The sequence below is a fragment of the Aeromicrobium sp. CF4.19 genome (assembly GCF_051262555.1).
Lineage (GTDB): Bacteria > Actinomycetota > Actinomycetes > Propionibacteriales > Nocardioidaceae > Aeromicrobium.
The window spans coordinates 94094-114452 of record NZ_JBIMEU010000001.1 but is presented as its reverse complement, the minus strand read 5'-3'; the positions used below and the strand labels follow the sequence as shown (position 1 = coordinate 114452).

General features: G+C 69.9%; 21 protein-coding genes and 1 tRNA gene. 15 read left to right on the top strand and 7 right to left on the bottom strand.

Annotation, left to right across the window (positions count from 1 at the left end):
- Window positions 1-222: 222 nt before the first annotated feature.
- From ACHAAC_RS00590 to ACHAAC_RS00580, 3 genes are all read left to right on the top strand, one after another.
- On the top strand, window positions 223-1479 hold the full coding sequence (locus ACHAAC_RS00590; RefSeq protein ID WP_435713914.1) for a flavin-containing monooxygenase: 1257 nt from the start codon (window positions 223-225) through the stop codon (window positions 1477-1479).
- Between the two features lie 99 nt (window positions 1480-1578).
- Complete coding sequence (locus tag ACHAAC_RS00585) at window positions 1579-2487, top strand: LysR family transcriptional regulator (protein ID WP_435713913.1); 909 nt, start codon at window positions 1579-1581, stop codon at window positions 2485-2487.
- Between the two features lie 190 nt (window positions 2488-2677).
- Window positions 2678-4006 carry an MFS transporter gene (locus ACHAAC_RS00580; protein WP_435713912.1) on the top strand — a complete coding sequence of 443 codons (1329 nt, stop codon included), beginning with the start codon at window positions 2678-2680 and terminating at the stop codon, window positions 4004-4006.
- 64 nt (window positions 4007-4070) lie between these two features.
- On the opposite strand, the gene ACHAAC_RS00575 is transcribed toward ACHAAC_RS00580, so the two are convergent.
- From ACHAAC_RS00575 to ACHAAC_RS00550, 6 genes are all read right to left on the bottom strand, one after another.
- A complete protein-coding gene (locus ACHAAC_RS00575; RefSeq protein WP_435713911.1) occupies window positions 4071-4529 on the bottom strand; it encodes a C40 family peptidase in 459 nt (152 codons plus the stop codon).
- A gap of 326 nt (window positions 4530-4855) precedes the next feature.
- Complete coding sequence (locus tag ACHAAC_RS00570; RefSeq protein ID WP_435713910.1) at window positions 4856-5467, bottom strand: response regulator transcription factor; 612 nt, start codon at window positions 5465-5467, stop codon at window positions 4856-4858.
- The gene (locus ACHAAC_RS00565; protein ID WP_435713909.1) at window positions 5464-6621 is read right to left on the bottom strand and encodes a histidine kinase; all 1158 of its coding nucleotides are present in this window, start codon (window positions 6619-6621) and stop codon (window positions 5464-5466) included. The genes ACHAAC_RS00570 and ACHAAC_RS00565 overlap by 4 nt, the downstream gene beginning before the upstream one ends.
- A gap of 11 nt (window positions 6622-6632) precedes the next feature.
- Entirely contained in the window at window positions 6633-7397 is a 765-nt protein-coding gene (locus ACHAAC_RS00560) for an ABC transporter permease (RefSeq protein WP_435713908.1), read from the bottom strand.
- Window positions 7394-8335 carry an ABC transporter ATP-binding protein gene (locus ACHAAC_RS00555; protein ID WP_435713907.1) on the bottom strand — a complete coding sequence of 314 codons (942 nt, stop codon included), beginning with the start codon at window positions 8333-8335 and terminating at the stop codon, window positions 7394-7396. The genes ACHAAC_RS00560 and ACHAAC_RS00555 overlap by 4 nt, the downstream gene beginning before the upstream one ends.
- An 86-nt stretch (window positions 8336-8421) precedes the next feature.
- Complete coding sequence (locus ACHAAC_RS00550; RefSeq protein ID WP_435713906.1) at window positions 8422-9189, bottom strand: PIG-L deacetylase family protein; 768 nt, start codon at window positions 9187-9189, stop codon at window positions 8422-8424.
- A gap of 121 nt (window positions 9190-9310) precedes the next feature.
- Between ACHAAC_RS00550 and ACHAAC_RS00545 the strand changes: the two genes are divergently transcribed.
- The 4 genes from ACHAAC_RS00545 (at window position 9311) to ACHAAC_RS00530 (ending at window position 12346) form a co-directional block, all read left to right on the top strand.
- The gene (locus ACHAAC_RS00545) at window positions 9311-11014 is read left to right on the top strand and encodes a carbon starvation CstA family protein (RefSeq protein ID WP_435713905.1); all 1704 of its coding nucleotides are present in this window, start codon (window positions 9311-9313) and stop codon (window positions 11012-11014) included.
- A 7-nt stretch (window positions 11015-11021) separates the two neighbouring features.
- A complete protein-coding gene (locus ACHAAC_RS00540) occupies window positions 11022-11282 on the top strand; it encodes a cory-CC-star protein (protein WP_435713904.1) in 261 nt (86 codons plus the stop codon).
- Window positions 11273-12232 carry an ArsA family ATPase gene (locus tag ACHAAC_RS00535; RefSeq protein ID WP_435713903.1) on the top strand — a complete coding sequence of 320 codons (960 nt, stop codon included), beginning with the start codon at window positions 11273-11275 and terminating at the stop codon, window positions 12230-12232. The genes ACHAAC_RS00540 and ACHAAC_RS00535 overlap by 10 nt, the downstream gene beginning before the upstream one ends.
- A gap of 40 nt (window positions 12233-12272) precedes the next feature.
- Window positions 12273-12346 (top strand) — tRNA-Ile (locus tag ACHAAC_RS00530).
- 11 nt (window positions 12347-12357) lie between these two features.
- Here the strand turns inward: ACHAAC_RS00530 and ACHAAC_RS00525 are convergent.
- A complete protein-coding gene (locus tag ACHAAC_RS00525) occupies window positions 12358-13149 on the bottom strand; it encodes an IclR family transcriptional regulator (protein ID WP_435713902.1) in 792 nt (263 codons plus the stop codon).
- Between the two features lie 89 nt (window positions 13150-13238).
- On the opposite strand from ACHAAC_RS00525, the gene eda reads away from it, so the two are divergent.
- The 8 genes from eda to ACHAAC_RS00485 all read left to right on the top strand — a co-directional run bounded on the left by eda (window position 13239) and on the right by ACHAAC_RS00485 (window position 20341).
- Entirely contained in the window at window positions 13239-13898 is a 660-nt protein-coding gene (eda, locus tag ACHAAC_RS00520; RefSeq protein ID WP_435713901.1) for a bifunctional 4-hydroxy-2-oxoglutarate aldolase/2-dehydro-3-deoxy-phosphogluconate aldolase, read from the top strand.
- Between the two features lies 1 nt (window position 13899).
- Window positions 13900-15003, top strand: a complete 1104-nt coding sequence (locus ACHAAC_RS00515; protein WP_435713900.1) for a sugar kinase — start codon at window positions 13900-13902, stop codon at window positions 15001-15003.
- Window positions 15004-15023: 20 nt separating this feature from the next.
- A complete protein-coding gene (locus tag ACHAAC_RS00510; RefSeq protein WP_435713899.1) occupies window positions 15024-16118 on the top strand; it encodes an aminotransferase class V-fold PLP-dependent enzyme in 1095 nt (364 codons plus the stop codon).
- Between the two features lie 160 nt (window positions 16119-16278).
- Window positions 16279-17097 (top strand): transporter substrate-binding domain-containing protein, encoded by an 819-nt coding sequence (locus ACHAAC_RS00505; RefSeq protein ID WP_435713898.1) that lies wholly within the window; start codon window positions 16279-16281, stop codon window positions 17095-17097.
- A gap of 14 nt (window positions 17098-17111) precedes the next feature.
- Complete coding sequence (locus ACHAAC_RS00500; RefSeq protein ID WP_435713897.1) at window positions 17112-17765, top strand: amino acid ABC transporter permease; 654 nt, start codon at window positions 17112-17114, stop codon at window positions 17763-17765.
- A 10-nt stretch (window positions 17766-17775) separates the two neighbouring features.
- Complete coding sequence (locus ACHAAC_RS00495; RefSeq protein WP_435713896.1) at window positions 17776-18423, top strand: amino acid ABC transporter permease; 648 nt, start codon at window positions 17776-17778, stop codon at window positions 18421-18423.
- The gene (locus ACHAAC_RS00490) at window positions 18420-19151 is read left to right on the top strand and encodes an amino acid ABC transporter ATP-binding protein (RefSeq protein WP_435713895.1); all 732 of its coding nucleotides are present in this window, start codon (window positions 18420-18422) and stop codon (window positions 19149-19151) included. Before ACHAAC_RS00495 ends, ACHAAC_RS00490 begins: the two co-directional genes overlap by 4 nt.
- A 2-nt stretch (window positions 19152-19153) precedes the next feature.
- Window positions 19154-20341 (top strand): M20 family metallopeptidase, encoded by a 1188-nt coding sequence (locus ACHAAC_RS00485; RefSeq protein WP_435713894.1) that lies wholly within the window; start codon window positions 19154-19156, stop codon window positions 20339-20341.
- The last annotated feature ends 18 nt before the right edge of the window (window positions 20342-20359 follow it).

The following is a 20359-nucleotide window of genomic DNA, read 5'->3' as shown; positions in this document are numbered from 1 at the left end:
CCAGTGATCGTTGTTGGCGCATTGCATCCGATGGATCGATGCAAGGCGAGCAGGTCGAGTGAAGACTTCACGGAAAGGCGGGGAGCCTGGTGAATCGATATTTTCGGATCAAAAGCCCAACAGCATCTGTTGGACAAGATCATGAGGGGTGCCGAGAATCGGGTCAGCGCAGTCAGCGCACATGAACATCGAGGTCCAGACCTCGGCGAAGCGGAGGTAGGCATGTCGACCCACGATGTGGAGGTCCTCGTCGTCGGCGCCGGCCAGGCCGGTGTGGCGATGAGCGAGCACCTGAGCGAGGGCGGGGTGCCGCACCTGGTCCTTGAGCGTGATCGAATCGCCGAACGCTGGCGCACGGAGCGCTGGGACTCGTTGGTGGCCAACGGGCCTGCGTGGCACGACCGGTTCCCCGGACTCGAGTTCAGTGATGTGGGGCCCGATGAGTTCGCGAGCAAGGAGCAGGTGGCCGGCTACTTCGAGTCCTACGCGGAGAAGATCGCGGCGCCGGTCCGCACCGGTGTCGAGGTGACGTCGGTCCGCCGGAACGCCGACGGGCCGGGGTTCACGGCCGAGACCTCCGAGGGAACGGTGCGTGCGCGGTTCGTGGTGGCGGCGACGGGTCCCTTCCAGCGACCGGTGATCCCCCCGATCGTTCCGGAGCAGGCCGGGGTGCAGCAGATCCACTCCAGCTCCTACCGCAACCCCGCACAGCTCCCCGAGGGTTCGGTGCTGGTGGTGGGAGCCGGATCCTCGGGTGTGCAGATTGCCGACGAGCTCAATCGCTCGGGCCGGGAGGTCTATCTCTCCGTAGGGCCGCACGAGCGTCCGCCGCGCTCCTATCGCGGTCGAGACTTCTGCTGGTGGCTCGGCGTGCTCGGCTTGTGGGACGCGGAGACCCCGCCCTCCGGGGCCGAGCACGTCACCATCGCGGTGAGCGGCGCCCACGGGGGTCACACGGTGGACTTCCGTGCCCTGGCCGCGGAGGGGATCCACCTGGTGGGGATGACGGGCTCGTGCACCGAGGGAAGACTGAGCTTCGCCGACGACCTCGCCACCAACATCCTGCAGGGCGACGAGAGCCTGCGGGACCTGCTCGACGCCGCCGACGCCTACGTGGATCGCAACGGTCTCGACCTCCCCGCCGACCCTGGAGCGCGGGCACAGGGACCGGACCCGCAGTGCATGAGGGACCCGCTGCGGGAGCTCGACCTTGCAGCCGCGGGTATCACGTCGATCGTGTGGGCCACGGGCTTTGCCGTGGACTACGGCTGGTTGCAGGTGGACGCGTTCGACGAGACCGGCCGTCCGGACCACCGTCGCGGAGTGTCGACCGAGCCCGGCGTGTACTTCGTGGGTCTGCCCTGGCTCTCGCGTCGGGGGTCCAGCTTCATCTGGGGCGTCTGGCACGACGCGAAGCACGTGGCGGGCCACCTGATGACCCAACGCTCCTACCTGGCCCACGACGCTGCCCGTCGCTGACCCGGCGTGCGACCAGGCGGTGGCGGTGTCGATCGACGAAGTCGATGTCGATCAGTAGCGGTATCGACGTGATCGAAGCGCGTGCGGCACGATGGCGCGATGGCGCGACTCTCCTTCACTCTCGTCCAGCTCCGCTACTTCCTGGCTGCAGCCGAGGAGGGGACGATGACTGGGGCTGCGAAGGCCCTCACCGTCTCCCAGTCGGCGATCTCGACATCGATCGCCCAGCTGGAGCGTGAGCTGGGCGTCCAGCTGTTCGTCCGGCACCACGCTCGGGGCCTGACGCTCACGCCCGTGGGGGAGGAGTTCGTCCGCGAGCTCCGGCCGTTCCTCGCCCATGCCGCCGACCTCGAGGATGCGGCCAAGGGGGTCGCCCGCTCGGTCGTCGGCGAGCTGGTGATCGGATGGTTCTCCACGCTGGCGCCGTTCCGGCTGCCGGGCGTGGTCGCCGCGTTCGAGGAGCGCTACCCCAAGGCATCGGTGCGTGTGCTCGAGGCCGAGCACGCCCAGCTCAAGGAGGCACTGCGCAACGGGCAGTGCGAGGTGTCGGTCATGTACGGGTACGACCTGGGCGACCTGGGGTTCGCGGTCGTCGACTCGGTGCGACCCCACGTGGTCCTGCCGGCCGACCACCAGCTCGCGGGTCGAGACTCGGTCGCCCTGCGAGATCTCGTCGCCGAGCCCATGGTGCTGCTCGACCTGCCGTACACGTCGGACTACTTCCTCGCGCTCTTTCGCAGCCGAGGGCTGGACGAGCCGTCCGTCCGCTACCGGAGTCCGAGCTTTGAGACCGTGCGCTCCATGGTGGCCCACGGCCACGGTTTCGCCCTGCTCAACCAACGGCCGGCGCACGACCTCACCTACGACGGCACGCCGGTCGCCGCAGTGGAGCTCGCCGACGACGTCGAGTCCCTCGACATCGTCGTTGCGTGGCCCGCAGGTGCCCGCCTCACGCGTCGGGCCCAGGCCTTCATCCACGCGATCCGCTCCGGTCACGGTCAGTCGTGAAGCCGGCGCGCTCACCGGCGACCCCGGTCCTCAGGTCTCCATGCATCGCTTGAACTGATGCAAAAGCCCGCTTTCTAGTGTTTTACATATGGCCAGGCCCGCCCCACGATGGTGCGAAAGCGCTGCAGGTCACACCCCGGACGCGAGTCGGGGACCACCGACGCGGCAACGCCGACCGACAAGGACGATCATGGCCCTGGACAACACCCCGACCGACCTGACGATGCAGAAGGGCCTGCGGCGAAGTCTGGTCGCAGGATCGATCGGTGTCTTCGTGCACTGGTTCGACTGGGCCATCTACGCCTACCTGGCCACGACCATCGCCCAGATCTTCTTCCCCGAGCAGGACGGCAACGCGGGTCTTCTCGCGGTCTTCGCGGTCTTCGCGGTGGCTTTCTTCGTCCGACCGCTCGGCTCGGTCATCTTCGGCTACATCGGTGATCGCTACGGACGCAAGACGACGTTGTCGATCGTCATCGTCACGATGGCGGCGGGCACGTTGCTGCTGGGCATCCTGCCGTCCTACGAGACCGCAGGACTGATCGCACCCGTCCTGCTGGTGGTGGCCCGCATCATCCAGGGCATCGCGGCGGGTGGCGAGTTCGGCTCGGCAGCCGCCTTCCTCGCTGAGTACTCGCCCCGTGAGCGACGTGGTTTCGGGTGCTCCTGGATCGAGTTCGGCGCAGTGCTCGGCTTCCTCGCCGCGTCCTTTGTCGTGTGGCTCCTGCAGGTGGCGCTCACCGATCAGCAGGTCCTCGACTGGGGTTGGCGCATCCCGTTCCTGATCACCGTGCCGCTGGCCTTCGTCGGGCTCTACATCCGCATGCGCATCGAGGACACGCCCGAGTACCGCAAGCTGGCCGAGCTGGACACCGTGGCGACCCAGCCAATTCGAGAGGTCTTCCGTGAGAACGGGCGTCAGTTCGTCCAGACCGTCGGCGTCGAGACCTTCATGAACTCGACCTTCTACGTCGTCCTCGTCTACCTGATCACCTACCAGGAGGAGATCATCGGGCTGTCCTCGAGCAACGCCGCGATGTTGTCGGCCGTCGCGTCCCTGACGGCCATCGGCATCATCCCGCTCTCGGGCATGCTCTCCGACCGCATCGGGCGCAAGCCGGTGCTCTTCGGTGCCGCCATCATGCTGACCTTCGGTGCCGTCCCGCTGTTCGCGCTCATGCAGCAGGGCACCCTCTCCACGGGGTTCCTGGCCACGTTCGGCCTGGCGGCCATCCTTGCGGTGATCCTCGGGACGCATGCCGCCACGGTGGCCGAGCTCTTCCCGACACGGACGCGCCAGAGCGGGCTCTCCATGGGGTACAGCGTGGCCGGTGCCTTCTTCGCCGGCACGATCCCGTACCTCAACACCTGGCTGATCGATCGGACCGGGAGCGACCTGGTCCCGGCGTTCGTGCTCGTGGTGGTCGGGATCGTGGGACTCGTGACCGTTTCGACGCTGCCCGAGACGCGGGGACGTGACCTCCTGCACGACAGCGACATGCGCACGAGCGACGCCTGACCAGACGAGAGGGCCCGGGCTGCCATCGGCAGTCCGGGCCCTCGTCATGCGGTGCCGCGACGGATCAGGCGCCGATGCGGCGGACCTTGTAGTCACCGGTCCAGATGCGAGCGAGCTCGACGCTCTTGCCCGTGCTCGGGGCGTGCCAGATCTTCTGGTCACCCTGGTAGATGCCGATGTGGTAGACACCCCCACCGTCGTGGAAGTAGACGAGGTCGCCGCGGCGCTTGTCATCCTTCTTGATGGCCCGGCCCTGCTTCGCCTGGGCGCCGGCGGTCCGGTCCAGGTTGCCGGCACCGGCCTTCTTGAACACGTGCTGGGTGAAGCCCGAGCAGTCGAACCCGCTGCTCGGCGACGTGCCGCCGTAGCTGTACGGAGTGCCCTTCAGGGACTTCGCGATCTTGGAGACCTCGGCCTTCTTCCCGTCGCCCAGGGCCGCCGCGGGTGAGGTCACGGCCACGGGGCCGAGAAGGGAGACGATCATGACGAGAGCGCACGACAGTGCGCGTCCGGAGTGGCGCATTCAAGCTCCTCCACCGCCTGCAAGGTCCACCTGTCGCGCTCGTGCCGACCATGGCGCCCCGGCGTCCGGGGGCGAAGCCGTCGGACGCGGAGCACCGGGTGTCCCGCTCCACCCCAGCTTCTCGGTTCATCACGGAACGGGGGTGGACTCAGCGCCGATCCGCGGCGGGCCTCCCTTGCACGAGGCCGTGATGAACGTAGCCACCTGCCGACCTCGAATCGAGCCGAGCCACCGTGACAAGCGCCACGCGTGATGCTCCTCACGGTTTCCGGCGCTGCGGGACAGACCAGAAAACCCTGCAAGGACGGGCTGTGGCGTGTCAGCGCTCAGATCCACCCGTGGCCACGGGCCCGTTGCGCGGCCTCGACCCGGGTGCTCGCCCCGGTCTTGCCGATGGCGGCCGAGAGGTAGTTGCGCACCGTCCCGGCAGAGAGATGGATGCGAGCAGCGATGTCGGCGACCGTCGCGCCGTCGAGGGCCTCGCGCAGGACGTCGCGCTCTCGTTCGGTGAGCGGGTTGACCCCCCCGACGATGGACTCCGCAGCGAGTGCCGGGTCCACGACGCGCAAGCCGGCATGCACCCGACGCACCGCCTCGGCCAGCTCCCGTGCCGGCGTGTCCTTGACCACGAAGCCACTCGCTCCGGCCTCCAGCGCTCGCCGCAGGTACCCGGGGCGACCGAACGTCGTGACCACCAGCGAGCGACACCCGGGAAGCTCGGCCGCCACTCTGGCGGCCACCTCGATGCCGTCGACGCCGGGCATCTCGATGTCCAGCAGGCACACGTCCACCGCGTGCTCGCGCGCCGCGGCCACGACCTCGTCGCCGCGGCCCACCTCGGCCACGACCTCCAGGTCCGCCTCCAGCCCCAACAGGGCGGCCAGGGCACCTCGGACGAGCGCCTGGTCGTCGGCGAGCAGGATCCGGATCGTGCTCACAGGACCACCTCCAGCCGGGTGCCCGGCCCGTCCGAGACACCCGTGAGCTCCAGCTGGCCACCGGAGGCCGCCACCCGTTCACGCAGCCCACGCAGCCCGTTCCCTTCGGACGCCCCGTGTGACCCCACTCCGTCGTCCTCGACGAGGATGCCGTTCGCCTGCAGCCTCACCGTGCAACGCGTCGCCTCGCTGTGGCGCACGACGTTGGTGACGGCCTCGCGCAGCACCCAGGCGAGGACGATGCGGTGCCGGGGATCGACGACTGCGGGGTCTTCCGGTAGGTCCGCCTCGATGCCTGCTCCTGCGAGCGCCTGCGCGGCCGCAAGCAGCTCGTCGTCGATGCGGGCGACGCGCAACCCGGCGACCGTCGCCCGGATCTCGGCCAGGGCGGTCCGGGTGAGCGTCTGGATGTCGTCGAGCTCGGCCTTGGCCCGCTCGGGGTCGTCGTCGACGAGGCGTCGCGCGAGCTCGGACTTGACGGTCACCACGGTGAGGCTGTGGCCCAGCACGTCGTGCACGTCGCGGGCCACGCGCTCGCGCTCGGAGACGATCGTCATCTGGCGCGACAGCTCACGATGCTCCGAGCCCCGCTCGTCCAGGACCCGGACCAGGCAGGTCGTGACCAGGACCAGGACCACGATGAGCGTGAAGAACCAGTACTCGGCGAAGCTGCCGAGCGCGACGGGCACGGCCACGGCCGTGAGCAGAGCGACGGCGGAGACGCCGAGCGCCGCCCGCAGCTGCAGGCTGAACATCGAGAACGCCACGAGGAAGGGCAGCATCCCCAGTGCCCCCACGCCGATGACGAGGGCCGGAGCGGTGCACAGGAGCACCAGGGCGGCCAGACGCCTCCACCCGAAGCGATGGACGTCCGTCCAGGTGTCCCAGGAGTCCAGGCGGATGAAGGAGTCGACGTAGACCGCGGCGAAGGCGACGATCGAGGCGATCGAGACCAGGCGCCACCCCCATGCTGTGTCGGCCTCGACGGAGCCGACGACAGGGAAGGCCAGGAACACCAGCCAGATGGCCCCCATGATCCAGCCGAAGCGCTCCCACGGATCGTCGGCGTCGCCCTGCTCGGCGCTGGACTGCCCCAGGAGCCGCTGCGGATCGAGGTCGTTGATCTGCGTGGGTCGCCGGGTCGATTGCTCCACGGACTCCGGCGTCACTGCCGCCCCCGGCTCCGACGCACGAGGAGAACCGTCACGACGGCCAGGATCAGGGTCCACACGCCCACATTAAGGGCCGGGATCCACAGGGCCTCCTGCACGGGCGGTCCTCCGTCGGTGCTGGCCATCTCGCCCCCCGTCACCGGGTAGCGCGCGAGGGCCGCGTAGCCGTACAGCGGGGTGAACTTCGCGATGGCGAGCAGGGTCCCCGACAGTGGGAAGAAGATGTTGCCGAGGAAGGCCAGGATGACGAGCGACCCGCTCGCCGCACCGACCGCCGCCTCGGAGCGGAAGGCCAGCCCGAAGGCCAGGCCCCACAGGGCGAAGACCGTCGCACCGACCACGACCACGAGGCCGCTGACGAGCCAGGCCCGCCAGGTTCCCTCCGCGCCGGTGAGCGCGCCGAGGACGTAGATGATCGCGACCGGGATGGCGGCGATCGTCACCGAGACCAGCGCCTTGATGGCGATGTAGGCCGCGTCGCCCATCGGGGTCAGGCCGAGCTGGCGGCCCCAGCCCTGCATCCGTTCCACGGCAGCCATGCCACCGATGCCGGCGGTCGCGGTGACGGCGCCGTAGGCCGCCATCGAGACCATGATGTACATCGTGACGTTGTTGCCGTTGCCGAAGCTCTCGTCGCCGAACTCCTGCGACGCCCCGAAGATCAGGTAGAAGAACGCGGGGAGCACGGCGACGAAGAACATGCTGACGTAGTCGCGGGTGGTGCGCAGCAGCTCCAGCCGTGCGTAGGTGGCGTTCATCGTGCGACCTCCTCGGTCGTGGCCTGCCGTGGTCCGGTGATCTGCAGGAAGGCGCTCTCCAGCGACCCGGAGCTGATCTCCACATCTCGTCCGCCGAGCTCGGTCAGCAGCACGCGGGCGACGACGTCGGAGTCCGCTGAGTGCACCGTGACGCGACCGCCCTGCACGTCGGCGCCGATGACCTCGGGCATGGCCCGCAGGTGAGCGAGGCCTGGCTCGAGGTCGGTGAGGTCGGCCGTGACGACCCGACCGCTGGCCTGGGCGCGGATGTCGTGCGTGCTGCCGTCGGCGACGACCTTGCCGCCGGCCACCATCACGATGCGCCGTGCGAAGGCGTCGGCCTCCTCCAGGTAGTGGGTCGCGAAGACGATGGTGCGGCCCGCGTCGGCGTCGGCGTGCATCGTCTCCCAGAAGCCGGCACGGGAGGAGACGTCCATGCCGGCCGTGGGCTCGTCGAGGACGATCAGGTCGGGATCGGGCAGGAGGGCCAGTGCGTAGCGCAGTCGCTGCTGCTCACCGCCGGAGCACTTGGAGACCTTGCGGGAGGCGATGGGGACCAGGTCCGCCCGCTCGATGACCGCGTCGACCCCCGCGTGCGTGTCGAACGTCGAGGCGATCATCCGCACCGTCTCGCGGACCGAGAGGTCACGCAAGAGGCCACCGGTCTGCAGGACGGCCGAGACGCGCCCCGCCTCGACGGCGCGCCGTGGTGCCTGGCCGTAGACGTCCACCGTTCCGGAGGTCGGTGCGGTCAGGCCGAGGACCATGTCCAGGGTCGTGGTCTTGCCCGCGCCGTTGGGGCCGAGGAAGGCGACGACCTCACCGGGCTGGACGGTGAGGTCCAGGCCGTTGACGGCGGTCACGGCGTCACTGCCGGGCGAGGAGAACGTCTTGACGACGTCGCGCAGCTCGATGGCCGCGGTGGCGTTGCTGTTCATGACCTCATCGTGGCGCCCGCGAGACCGCAGGCGAAGAGTGCGATGTCACGAGCCCGCCATGACATCCGTCAGGAGGCTCTCGGGCCTTACTCCCCGAACGCCAGGGTGAAGACCTCGAACGTCGTGGCGTGGACGACGCCGAGCCGGGACCCTGTCGGCCGGGACATGCCCTCCAGGAACTCCGCGGCGTCGAAGTTCTCCCAGCCGAGGCCGTCGATGTAGGCGCGGTGCGCCTCGAGCGAGGCGACACCGCGGTCGAACGTCGCCGTCGTGTCCACGCCGTGCCGGGCGTCGGGGGAGCCCGCGGCCCACACCTGACGGACGTCGCCCCACGGCTCGAGCCCGTCGTCGCCGCCCGGCTGGCCCACCAGCTGCTCGGGGTAGATCCAGCGGTTGCCGGCGTCCTGGGCGGCGTGGAGGGTGGCGCGTCCGACGGCGATGTGGTCGGCCTGGTTGGGGGTGCTGCCACCCCAGGTCTCGCGGAAGTTGCCGGTGATGACGACGTCGGGGCGGTGCTTGCGGATCTGCTCGGCGATGACGCGGCGCAGCGGCACCCCGAGCTCGAGCACGCCGTCGGGCAGCCCGAGAAGCTCCACCGTGTCGACACCGACCAGCCGGGCGGACTCGATCTCCTCCGCGATGCGCACGCGACGCGCCTCCTCCGGGGCCATGGCATCGATGCCGGCCTCGCCACTGGTCACCATGCAGTAGACGACCGTCTTGCCCTGGTCGGTCCAGCGGGCCACCGCGGCGGCGGCACCGAACTCGACGTCGTCGGGGTGCGCCACCACCACGAGGGCGCGCTCCCAGTCCTCGGTGACGGGCTCGAGCGGCTCGGGTGCGACGTTGCTCATGCCCACAGGCTAACCCGCCCGGCGGGCGGCGTCCTCGGGTCGACGGTCTCGCACCCATGGTGACGCCGGTCACGTCACCGTCGTAGGGTGGGCGCTCACGATTCCGGACGGGGAGGACCCCATGAACTCGCTGGTGCTGCTGCTGATCGGTGTGGCCATGATGGCCGGTGGGTACTTCGTGTACGCCCGGTACCTGTCTGAAAGGGTCTTCCGGCTCGATCCCGCCTACGCGACCCCGGCCCACACGCTCAAGGACGGCATCGACTACGTGCCGACCAACAAGTTCGTGCTCTGGGGGCACCACTTCACCTCCGTGGCCGGCGCCGCGCCCATCGTCGGCCCTGGCATCGCCGTCATCTGGGGCTGGCTCCCCGCCTTCCTCTGGGTCACGCTCGGCACGGTCTTCTTCGCCGGCATGCACGACCTCGGCGCCCTGTGGGCCTCGGCGCGCAACCGCGGGCAGTCCATGGGGACCCTGTCGGGTCGCTACATCGGTCCGCGCGGTCGCAACCTCTTCCTCGTGGTCATCTTCCTGCTTCTGCTGATGGTGATCGCGGCGTTTGCGGTGGTCATCAAGGACCTGCTCATCGGCACCCCGAGCTCGGTGATCCCGGCGTGGGGCGCGATCATCGTCGCGCTGTTCGTCGGTCAGATGGTCTATCGCTGGAAGATCAACCTGGCCCTCACCACGGTCATCGGGGTCACCGCGCTCTACGCCCTGATCCTGGTCGGCGACCGGTTCCCGATCGAGCTGGCCGACTCGACCCTCGGCATGGCTCCCGGCACGTTCTGGATCGTCGCCCTCTTCCTCTACGCCGGTGTCGCGTCCCTGCTGCCGGTCTGGGTGCTGCTCCAGCCGCGCGACTACATCAACGGGGTGCAGCTGTTCATCGGCCTGGGCATCCTCTACGGCGCCGTGCTGATCGGCACCCCGTCGATCGTCGCCCCGGCCATCAACGACAACGTCCCCGAAGGGACCCCAGGACTGCTGCCGCTGCTGTTCGTGACCATCGCCTGCGGGGCGATCTCCGGGTTCCACGGGATGGTCTCCTCCGGCACGTCCTCCAAGCAGCTGGACAGCGAGCCCGACGCCCGCTTCGTGGGCTACTTCGGCGCCGTCGGCGAGGGCCTGCTGGCCCTGGGCGCGATCATCGCCGCCACGGCGGGCTTCCGGACTCTGGCCGACTGGGAGGCCGTCTACAGCGCCTTCGGCAACGGGGGCGTCGGGGCCTTCGTGGACGGCGGTGGGGCCATCGTGGAGAGTGGTCTGGGCCTGCCCGCCTCCCTGAGCTCAACAATCCTGGCCACGATGGCTGTGCTGTTCGCCGCGACCACGATGGACACCGCAGTGCGACTGCAGCGCTTCGTCATCCAGGAGGCCGGGGAGCTGGTCCAGCTCAAGATCGGCAAGGGCATCGCCACCGCCCTCGTGCTGGTCGCCGGTCTGGGTCTCACCTTCAGCCAGGGCGCCGGGGGAGAGGGCGGCATGCGGATCTGGCCGTTGTTCGGCACCACCAACCAGCTGCTCGCGGCCTTGACGTTGTCGATCATCACGGTGATCCTCCTGCGCAAGCGCCGCAACCCGTGGCCGGCTCTGGTCCCGCTCGCCTTCGTCTTCGTCGTGTCCTTCTGGGCCGCCATCGTGCAGCTGGGTGACCTCTACGAGGCACAGGACTGGCTGCTGCTGGGCATCGACGTCGTCATCATCGTGGCGGCGGTCTGGGTGGCGTTCGAGGCGATCATCTCGATGCGCAAGGCCGCTGCCGAGGGTCCGGAGGACGACGACGCGGACCTCTTCACGTCCTCTGAGTCCGACCGGACCTGAGGATGCGGTGAGCGGCGGACGCTGGGCTGCGTTCACGGCGGGCCTGGAGGAGTTCTACGCCGGGCCGTACCGCCGCACGTTCGCCCGGGCCCGGCAGGAGGAGGACGACCTCTTCATGCTGGTCGTGCTGGCCGAGTCGCTCGGGGTGCCCGACCCTGCGGCGTACCACGGGCTGGAGCTGCTGCCCGCCCTCTACCCGGAGTTCCACGCCTGGCACCAGCGGATCGGCCTGGATCGCTCGCCCCTGGACCACGTCGGATGTTGCTGAGCCTGGCCGCGCGTCGGCGGGTGGTGTTCGTCGGCGGCAAGGGCGGGGTGGGCAAGACTTCGATCGCCTCGGCCACGGCGCTCGCGCGGGCCGAGGCAGGCGCGCGGGTCCTGTTGGTCTCCACCGACCCGGCCCACAACTTGGGCCACCTGTGGGGTCGTGAGGTCGGTGACGAGCCGACGCCTCTCGCGGGAGACGGTCTGGCGCTGGACGGTCTGGAGATCGATCCCGACCGCACCGTCGAGCAGCACCTCGCGGCGGTGCGCTCGACGATGCTGCGCCTGCTGCCCGAACGGATGCATGCCGCGGCCGAACGACACCTGGAGCTGGCACGCGACTCGCCCGGCACGCACGAGTCCGCCGTGCTGGACCGGCTGGCAGCGTGCATCGAGGACGGGCTGGCCTCCCACGACCTGGTCGTCGTCGACACCGCTCCCACAGGGCACACGCTGCGTCTGCTCGCACTGCCTGCCCAGCTGACGTCCTGGAGCGAGGGACTGCTGGCCAACCGGGACCGGTCAGAGCGGTTCTCTGCTGCACTGCGTGGGCTGGGACAGGAGGACCGCCACGGCGATCGGGACGCGGAGCTGCGCCGGCTGCTGGTGCGTCGTGGGGAGCGCTTCGGCCTCCTGCGCGACCTGGTGGCCGACTCCCAGGCCTGCTCCTTCGTGATCATCCTGACCCCGGAGCGTCTGGCCGTGCTGGAGTCGACGGCGCTCCACCGGCAGTTGCGCGACCTCGGTGTGGACGTGGGGGCCGTCGTGGTCAACCGTCGCTCGCCGCACGACGCCGGTGGGCTGCTCGCCGAGCGACGGCTGCTGGAGGAGTCACAGCTGGCGGCGGTCCAGGACGGGTTCGCCGACGTCCCGATCCTGGAGGTACCCCTGCTGCCGGACGACCTCGTCGGCACGGCGGGAATGCGCGCCCTCGCCGACGCGCTGGCCTCGTGATGCGCTGGGCAGCAACAGCGATGGCTAGGCTGAGCCTGCAGGGGCGGTAGCTCAGCTGGTTAGAGCAGGCGACTCATAATCGCTCGGTCGTCGGTTCAAGTCCGGCCCGCCCCACCCCACCGGTGTCAGCCCGCGGGGATCGTCCGGTCGTCGGGCAGGTCCGCGAGGGCGCCGCTCACCGCCTTGCCGGTGGCCACCACGGCCGGTGCGAGCGCCGCGATCTGGTCGGGCCCCAGCTCGCGACCGAGGCCCGACATGCTCAGGCCGCCGACGATGGTGTCGTCGCCTCGTGGGACCGCGACCCCGATGCACCGTGTGTGGACCTCGTTCTCGCCGTCGTCCAGCGCCCACCCGCGCTGCCACGCGACCGTCAGCTGGTCGAAGAGCTGGTGCCTGGTGACGACGGTGCGATCGGTCAGGCGACGCACCTGGGTGCCGGAGAGCGTCTCGACGACCTGGTGCGGGTCCATCGTGGACAGCACGGCCTTGCCGATGGCGGTGCAGTGCAGCGGGAGCTCCATGCCGACGTAGGAGCGCATGAGGTTCGACCCCTCACCGTCGACCTTCACCGTGTAGGTCAGCTGTCCCTGTCGTCGGACGGCGAAGTGGACCGTGTACCCGGTCGAGTCGCGCAGGGCGAGCAGGTGGGGGATGACGTGCTCGAGGTAGTCGTCCTGACGCTCCAGCAGGCTCGCCAGGCCGCCAGGTCGCTGTCCGGGGTGGTAGCGACGGTCGGCGTCCTGGTGCACCCAGCCGTGGGCGACCAGGTCGGCCAGGATGCGGTGCACCGTGCTGTAGGAGAGGCCGGTGGTGCTGGCGATGTCGGAGAGACGATCGTGCGTTGCCACGACCTCGAGCACGCGCAGCCCCTTGATCAGGGCGGACTGCTGCGCCACCGATGGAGTCTCGTCGGTCATGGTGATCTTTCCTCCGATGGCGCCCGCGGTGTTTTCCGCTGCATCGAAAACTCTTAACACACGTGGAGGGGGTTCGGCACCCTGTCAGCATGGTCGACCCTCCCGGCAGCCTGCTGCATCGTCGTCTGGTGCCCGTCGCCGTCGTGGACGACGCGGCGTCCGCCGTCCCGCTCGCCACCGCCCTGGTCGCCGGAGGGCTGCCGGTGCTGGAGGTCACGTTCCGCACCGAGGTGGCCGCCGCGGCGATCCGTGCGATCAGCGACGAGGTGCCGGCCGAGGGGCCCGGATCGATCCTGGTCGGGGCCGGGACCGTGCTGACGCCCGAGCAGGTGGACACCGCGGTCGACGCCGGTGCGCGATTCGTGGTCTCACCGGGCCTGAGCCGATCGGTCGTCGAGCGCTGCCGTGAGCGTGGTGTCTACGCGATCGCCGGAGCGGTGACCGCGACCGAGGTCCAGGCCTGTCTCGAGCTCGAGCTCGACCTCCTCAAGTTCTTCCCGTCGGCCTCCAGCGGCGGTCCCGCGGCCATCGCGGCGCTGGCCGGGCCGTTCCCGACGGTGCGCTTCATCCCGACCGGGGGAGTGGGACCGCACAACCTCGCCGACTACCTGGCCCTCCCGTCCGTCCCGGCGGTCGGTGGCAGCTGGATGGTGCCCACCGACCTCGTCCGTTCCCGGTCCGTCGAGCGTCTGCAGACGCTCGCGTCCCAGGCCGCCACCCTCGCTGCCACCATCGCGAAGGAGTCCTGACATGTCCGTCCTGAACGTGCGCCCGGCGCGGGACTGCCGCTACGACGTGCTGGGCCTCGGTGAAGTCATGCTGCGCCTCGACCCGGGGGAGGGCAGGATCCGCAGCGCTCGAACCCTGCACACCTGGGAGGGCGGGGGCGAGTACAACGTCGCGCGCGGACTGCGCAAGGTCTTCGGCCTGCGGGCCGGGATCGTCACGGCGCTGGTCGACAACCCGGTCGGTCGGCTCGTGGAGGAGCTCATCCTGGCGGGAGGTGTCGACACGTCGCTGATCCAGTGGCGCGACGACGACGGCATCGGACGCACGGTCCGCAACGGTCTCAACTTCACCGAGCGCGGCTTCGGGGTCCGTGGTGCCGTCGGCGTCTCGGACCGGGGCCAGACCGCCATCTCCCAGCTCGGCCACGAGGATGTCGACTGGGAGCACGTCTTCGGCGAGTCGGGGGTGCGGTGGCTGCACACCGGCGGCATCTACGCGGGTCTCAGCGACGTCGCCGCGCAGAACCTCCTCGCCGCGGTCAGGACGGCCAGGAAGCACGGCACGGTCGTCTCCTACGACCTCAACTATCGACCGAGCCTGTGGCGGTCCATCGGCGGTCAGGAGCGGGCGCAGGAGGTCAACCGCGAGATCGCCCCGCACGTCGACGTCATGATTGGCAACGAGGAGGACTTCACGGCCGCCCTCGGCTTCGCGGTCGAGGGGGTCGACGAGGACCTTACCGACCTCGACGCCGGCCGGTTCGGGGCGATGATCGACGACGTCGTGGAGACCTTCCCGCACTTGCGGGTGGTCGGCACCACGCTGCGCAGCGTCCGGACCGCGACCCTGAACGACTGGGGCGCGATCGCCTGGTCCGCGGCCACCGGGGTCGTGCGGTCCGCCCACCGGGAGAGCCTGGAGATCCTCGACCGGGTGGGCGGTGGGGACTCCTTCGCGTCCGGACTGGTCTACGGCCTGATGAGTGGCGCGGACCTGCAGACCGCGGTCGACTACGGCGCCGCCCACGGGGCCCTGGCCATGACGACCCCGGGCGACACCTCCGGCGCGAGCCGCGCCGAGGTGATCACGCTCGCCGAGGGGGGCAGCGCCCGTGTCCAGCGCTGAACCGTCGGTACGGTGAGGTCATGTCGGCCAGCGAGGCGTCGCGCCCGGTAGTGCCTGGTCGGGGGTACCTCGACACGCCCAGCATGGGACTGGCACACCCGGCGACCGTCGCAGCGATGCGGTCGGCCCTGGATGAGTGGGCTGCCGGCCGGGCCCACCACGGGACGTGGGAACGATCGGTCGAGGCCTGCCGGCAGGCCTTCGGCCGCCTGGTCGGGGTGCCGGCGAGCGAGGTGGGGCTCCTGCCCTCGATCGTGCCCGCCGTCTCTGCGGCAGCGTCCGTGCTGGCCCGCGAGAGCGGGACGGTCGTCGTGCACCGCAAGGAGTTCCGCTCCCTGCTGCTCTCGGTGCTGGCCCAGGTCGATCCGGACCGGCTGCGGTGGGTCGATGGACCGTACGTCGCGGAGACCTTCGCGTCCGCGGTCGACGAACGGACCGCGGCAGTCGTGGTGTCGGCGATCTCGTCGCACGACGGTGGGCGCCCCTCACTGGCCCGCCTGTCGACCGTCTGCCACGCCGTGGACGCCCACCTCGTCGTCGACGGCACCCAGGCCGCCGGTCTCGTCGTCCCGGACGTGCCGCTGAGCGACCTGCTGCTGTTCGCGTGCGCCGGCTACAAGGGACTTCGGGGCCCGAGGGGCGTCGCCTACGCGATCGCTGACGACACAGTCGCACGGGCGTCGCCGGCGCCGAGCGCGTACGGCATGGCCGACGCCGGGCAGCGCGGCAGCTACGGCCCACCCCTTCGCCCCCGGCTGGGAGCGCCCGGCCTCGACCAGTCCCCGGCCTGGTTGTCCTGGGTGGGGGCGGCTCCCGCCCTCGAGGCGTTGCTGGCCGAGCCCGCAGCACGGCGGGAGCGACACGTGGTGGGACTGGCCGGGACGCTGCGGCCGGAGCTCGAGGCCCTCGGCCTCGAGCCGCAGGTGACCGACCTGCCCAGCCCGATCGTGACCTTCGGCCACCCGGAGCCGGACTCCGTCGTCGAGCACCTCGCGGCTCGCGGGGTCCGGGTCGCGGCGCGACTGGGCCGGGTGCGGCTCGGCTTCCACGTCCATAACAACGAAGACGACGTCGACCGGGTCGGCGACCTGCTGCGGTCCCACCGCGCGGTGTGACGCGCGTCATGATTTTTCCGCCTGGTCGAAAACCCTTCAGCCGGAAGCGGCCCGGCGGCACGCTGAGGCTCATGAACGATGCCCGCCCCCGCCACGAGGACGTCCCGGCACCCGCCGGCGACGCCCGTGCCCGGTCGCGGCACCGGACGGAGGAAGATCGATGACCCGACGACTCAGGCTCGTGCTCATGACGCTGCTCGCCGGCGTCCTCGTGACAGCGGGGTGCACGTCCGACAGCGGCACCGGCGGTGCCGGCGGCGGTGGTGAGAGCACCCTCGACGCCGTCATCGAGCGCGGGGAGATCCGCGTGGCCGTGTTGCCGGACTTCCCCCCGTTCAGCGTCCAGAACGCCTCGGGCGACTTCGAGGGCTACGAGGTCGACCTCGCCAAGGCGCTCGCCGAGGCTCTCGACGTCGACCTGGAGCTCGTGAGCACCGACGGCGCCAGCAGGCTGCCGCTGCTCAGCGCCGAGCGCGCCGACGTCAACATCTCCTCCTGGACGGCCACGGACGAGCGTGCCAAGGCCGTCGGCTACACCATCCCCTACGTCGCCGACGGCGCCAGCGTGCTCTACCGCGCCAGCGACCCGATCGAGGGCTACGACGACCTGGCCGGCAAGTCCGTCTCGGTCACGCGGGGCAGCACCAACGACGTCATCATGACCGAGGACTTCCCGGACACGGAGATCGTCCGGTTCGAGTCGATCGCCGACGCCATCGCGGCCCTGAAGTCGAACAAGGTCGACGCGGCCATCGAGGGCCGGGCCACCGTCTTCCAGGAGGCGGAGAAGGAGGACGGGCTCGAGGCGCTCGACGAGCCGCCGCTGAAGCCGTCGCTGATCTCGATGGGCGCCCTGCCGGGGGACCAGGTGTTCATCAACTACCTCAACAACTTCATCCGGAACCTCAACGCCTCCGGCACCAACGCCGAGCTGTACGAGAAGTGGTTCGGCGAGGACCTGCCGGAGGCCGTCCGCTGAGGCGGAGCACCCCCATGTCCTTCTACTTCGGAGACATTCTCCCCTACCTCCCGACGATGCTGGAGGCGCTGTGGCTGAGCATCTGGGTGACGCTGGCCTCCTTCGCGGTCGGAAGTGGCCTCGGCGTGCTCCTGTCGCTGGCGAAGACGGGGCCCTCACGGATCGTCAGCGTGATCGCGTCGGCCTACATCGAGGTCGTCCGCAACACGCCGCTGCTCGTGCAGCTGTACCTGATCTACTTCGGCCTCGGACAGGTCGGGGTCAACCTGAGCCCGCTCTGGTCGGCGCTGATCGGGCTGACGCTGAACAACGCCGCCTACACGTCGGAGATCTTCCGAGCGGGGTTCGCCTCCGTGCCGGTCGGCCTGCGCGAGGCCGGCAGTGCCCTGGCTCTGTCGAGGTACCAGCTGTTCCGACACGTCGTCTTCGTGCCGGGGCTGCGAGGCATCATCCCCTCGCTCACCAACCAGCTCATCATCTTGTTCCTGTACTCCTCGGTCGCGTCGGTCATCTCGATGGAGGAGCTCACGGCGGTGCTGCTCAACATCAACTCCGACACCCTGCGCACGCTGGAGGTCTTCACCTACGGGGCCGGGCTCTACTGGCTCACGTCGGCGCTGATCGCCCAGGGATCGCGCTCGATCGAAAGGGTGATGTTCCGATGGTAGGTGAGATCTGATGCTCGACGACTTCGGAGCGGACAACCTGCCGCCCCTGCTCGAGGGTGCCGTCCTCACGGTCTTCCTCGTCACGACCTCCGGCTTCCTCGGCACGGTCATCGGCCTCGTGCTCGGGCTGGCCCGTACGGCCCCGAGCCGCGTCGCGAGGATCCTCAGCGGGGCGTACATCAGCCTCATCCGCGGCCAACCTGTGCTGATCATCCTCTTCTTCGCGTACTTCGTCGTGCCGCTCATGTTCCCCGCGATCTCGCTGCCGCGCGGTGTCACCGCCATTGCTGGACTCTCGATCTACGCGGGGGCCTACATCGCCGAGATCGTGCGGGGCAGCCTCCTCGCGGTGCCGAGCGGGCAGTCCGAGGCCGCGGAGGCCTTGGGCATGGGCTACGCGCTCACGCTGCGGCACGTTGTCCTCCCACAGGCGTTGCGGATCGCGGTGCCGCCCGGCATCGGCTTCCTCGTGGCGCTCGTCAAGGCGACGTCCCTGACGTCGGTGATCGGCTATGTGGAGCTGACCCGCGCCGGGCGCATCACCAGCACCATCAACCAGGAGCCGATCCTCACGTTCCTCATCGTGGCCGCCCTCTACTTCGCCATCTGTTACCCGATCTCCCTGGTCGGCCGTTGGTACGAACGGAGACTCGCATGAACCCCATCATCACGGTCGAAGGCCTGCGCAAGAACTTCGGCGACCTCGAGGTCCTGCGGGGCATCGACTGCACCGTCGACGAGTTCGAGGTGGTGTGCGTCGTGGGACCGTCGGGCTCGGGCAAGAGCACCTTCCTGCGGTGCCTCAACCTCCTGGAGCCCATCACGGCCGGCACGGTCTCCATCGCCGGGCACGAGCTGACCGACCGCAAGACGGACCTCAAGGTCGTCCGCCAGGACGTCGGGATGGTCTTCCAGCAGTTCAACGTCTTCCCCCACCTGAGCGTGATCGACAACATCATGCTGGCGCCCGTCAAGGTTCTGAAGATGAAGCCCGACCAGGCTCGGGAGCGTGCCTCGGCGCTGCTGGAGAAGGTGGGGCTGACCGACAAAGCCGACGTCTATCCGAAGAAGCTCTCTGGTGGCCAGAACCAGCGGGTCGCGATCGCCAGGGCGCTCGCGATGCGGCCGCAGGTCATGCTGTTCGACGAGCCGACCTCGGCCCTGGACCCCGAGACCGTCGGCGAGGTCCTGAACGTGATGAAGGCCCTCGCGCTGGAGAGCATGACGATGGTCGTGGTCACGCACGAGATGGGCTTCGCCCGGGAGGTCGCGGACCGCGTCATCTTCATCGACCACGGCCTCGTGGTGGAGCAGGGGACGCCGACGGAGATCTTCGACTCGCCGCAGAACGAGCGCACCCAGGCCTTCCTGAGCAAGGTGCTGTGAGCATGGAGGAGGACGTCCTCGAGCTGACGCGACGGCTGGTGGCGATCGACTCCCAGAACCCAGGGGTCGGCGAGGCCGAGATGGCGACCTACGTGGAGCACGAGGTGGCGAGGCCCGCAGGGCTCCTCGTGGAGCGTCTCGAGCTCGTCCCTGGGCGACCGAATCTCGTCGTGACCGCGGACACCGGGCCCGGGCCGCACCTCGCGCTGAGCGGGCACCTGGACACCAAGCCCGTGGGCGAGGCGGGGGCCCAGTGGCGCACCGATCCGTTCGAGCTGACGGTCATTGACGACCTGGCGTACGGTCTCGGCTCCACCGACATGAAGGGCGGCGTCGCGGCGATGCTGCTGGCCCTGCAGCGGCACGCGGCGGCCGGGCCGCCGGGACGGGTGAGCCTGATCCTCACGGCGGACGAGGAGCAGGGGGCCGACGCCGGCGCGAAGGCCCTGGCGGAGCAGGGGCTGCTCGACGCGGAGGCGATCGTCATTGGCGAGCCGTCGGGCATCGACGAGCCGTGGGAGATGATGGCCCTCGTCTCGCGCGGCATCTGCTGCTTCGAGATCACCATCGGCACCGAGCAGGGTCACAGCGGGCTGTCGCCCCGGCTTGGACGCAACGCCGCCCTCGTGGCGGCGGACGTGCTGCGGGCGCTGGAGGGGTTCGTCCCACCGGTGGCGTCGCCGGGAGCGGTCCCTGCGGAGCCGCTGGTCAACCCCGGGATGTTCGTGCGCGGGGGCGTCGCCTTCGGGACCTGGCCGGGTGAGTGCACCATCGGGTGCGAGATCCGCCTCGTGCCCGGGATGGACCGCGACGAGGTGGTCGCCGCCGTCGAGAGCGTGGTCGCCGGTGCTGTCGGCACGGCACGCTTCGACGTCAGCTACCTCCCGAGCTCGATGGGCTGGATGCCGGCCGTCGAGCTCTCGCCCGACGCGGCGGTCGTGACGGCGGCGCAGGCAGCCTGCCGGGACGTCCTGGGTCGCGAGCTGCCGGTGCGGGCCTATCCGGGCGGCACCGACGCGACGTACTTCCTCGGAGTGGCGGGCATCCCCACGATCAGCAGCCTCGGACCCGGCTGGTTGAGCGTCGCGCACGGGGCCAACGAGACGGTGGCCGTGGCAGACCTGCGCACGGCGGTCGACCTGTACCACCGCCTGATGGCCGCGTACCTGCAGCGGCCCCCATCGCCCTGACCAGCACACGAAGGAGAC

What these genes read in the sequence shown, in the direction of transcription:
- ACHAAC_RS00590 (WP_435713914.1), top strand. Translation starts at nt 223, where the DNA reads ATGTCGACCCACGATGTGGAGGTCCTCGTCGTCGGCGCCGGCCAGGCC.
- ACHAAC_RS00585 (WP_435713913.1), top strand. Translation starts at nt 1,579, where the DNA reads ATGGCGCGACTCTCCTTCACTCTCGTCCAGCTCCGCTACTTCCTGGCT.
- ACHAAC_RS00580 (WP_435713912.1), top strand. Translation starts at nt 2,678, where the DNA reads ATGGCCCTGGACAACACCCCGACCGACCTGACGATGCAGAAGGGCCTG.
- ACHAAC_RS00575 (WP_435713911.1), bottom strand. Translation starts at nt 4,529, where the DNA reads ATGCGCCACTCCGGACGCGCACTGTCGTGCGCTCTCGTCATGATCGTC.
- ACHAAC_RS00560 (WP_435713908.1), bottom strand. Translation starts at nt 7,397, where the DNA reads ATGAACGCCACCTACGCACGGCTGGAGCTGCTGCGCACCACCCGCGAC.
- ACHAAC_RS00555 (WP_435713907.1), bottom strand. Translation starts at nt 8,335, where the DNA reads ATGAACAGCAACGCCACCGCGGCCATCGAGCTGCGCGACGTCGTCAAG.
- ACHAAC_RS00550 (WP_435713906.1), bottom strand. Translation starts at nt 9,189, where the DNA reads ATGAGCAACGTCGCACCCGAGCCGCTCGAGCCCGTCACCGAGGACTGG.
- ACHAAC_RS00545 (WP_435713905.1), top strand. Translation starts at nt 9,311, where the DNA reads ATGAACTCGCTGGTGCTGCTGCTGATCGGTGTGGCCATGATGGCCGGT.
- ACHAAC_RS00535 (WP_435713903.1), top strand. Translation starts at nt 11,273, where the DNA reads ATGTTGCTGAGCCTGGCCGCGCGTCGGCGGGTGGTGTTCGTCGGCGGC.
- ACHAAC_RS00525 (WP_435713902.1), bottom strand. Translation starts at nt 13,149, where the DNA reads ATGACCGACGAGACTCCATCGGTGGCGCAGCAGTCCGCCCTGATCAAG.
- eda (WP_435713901.1), top strand. Translation starts at nt 13,239, where the DNA reads ATGGTCGACCCTCCCGGCAGCCTGCTGCATCGTCGTCTGGTGCCCGTC.
- ACHAAC_RS00515 (WP_435713900.1), top strand. Translation starts at nt 13,900, where the DNA reads ATGTCCGTCCTGAACGTGCGCCCGGCGCGGGACTGCCGCTACGACGTG.
- ACHAAC_RS00510 (WP_435713899.1), top strand. Translation starts at nt 15,024, where the DNA reads ATGTCGGCCAGCGAGGCGTCGCGCCCGGTAGTGCCTGGTCGGGGGTAC.
- ACHAAC_RS00505 (WP_435713898.1), top strand. Translation starts at nt 16,279, where the DNA reads ATGACCCGACGACTCAGGCTCGTGCTCATGACGCTGCTCGCCGGCGTC.
- ACHAAC_RS00500 (WP_435713897.1), top strand. Translation starts at nt 17,112, where the DNA reads ATGTCCTTCTACTTCGGAGACATTCTCCCCTACCTCCCGACGATGCTG.
- ACHAAC_RS00495 (WP_435713896.1), top strand. Translation starts at nt 17,776, where the DNA reads ATGCTCGACGACTTCGGAGCGGACAACCTGCCGCCCCTGCTCGAGGGT.
- ACHAAC_RS00490 (WP_435713895.1), top strand. Translation starts at nt 18,420, where the DNA reads ATGAACCCCATCATCACGGTCGAAGGCCTGCGCAAGAACTTCGGCGAC.
- ACHAAC_RS00485 (WP_435713894.1), top strand. Translation starts at nt 19,154, where the DNA reads ATGGAGGAGGACGTCCTCGAGCTGACGCGACGGCTGGTGGCGATCGAC.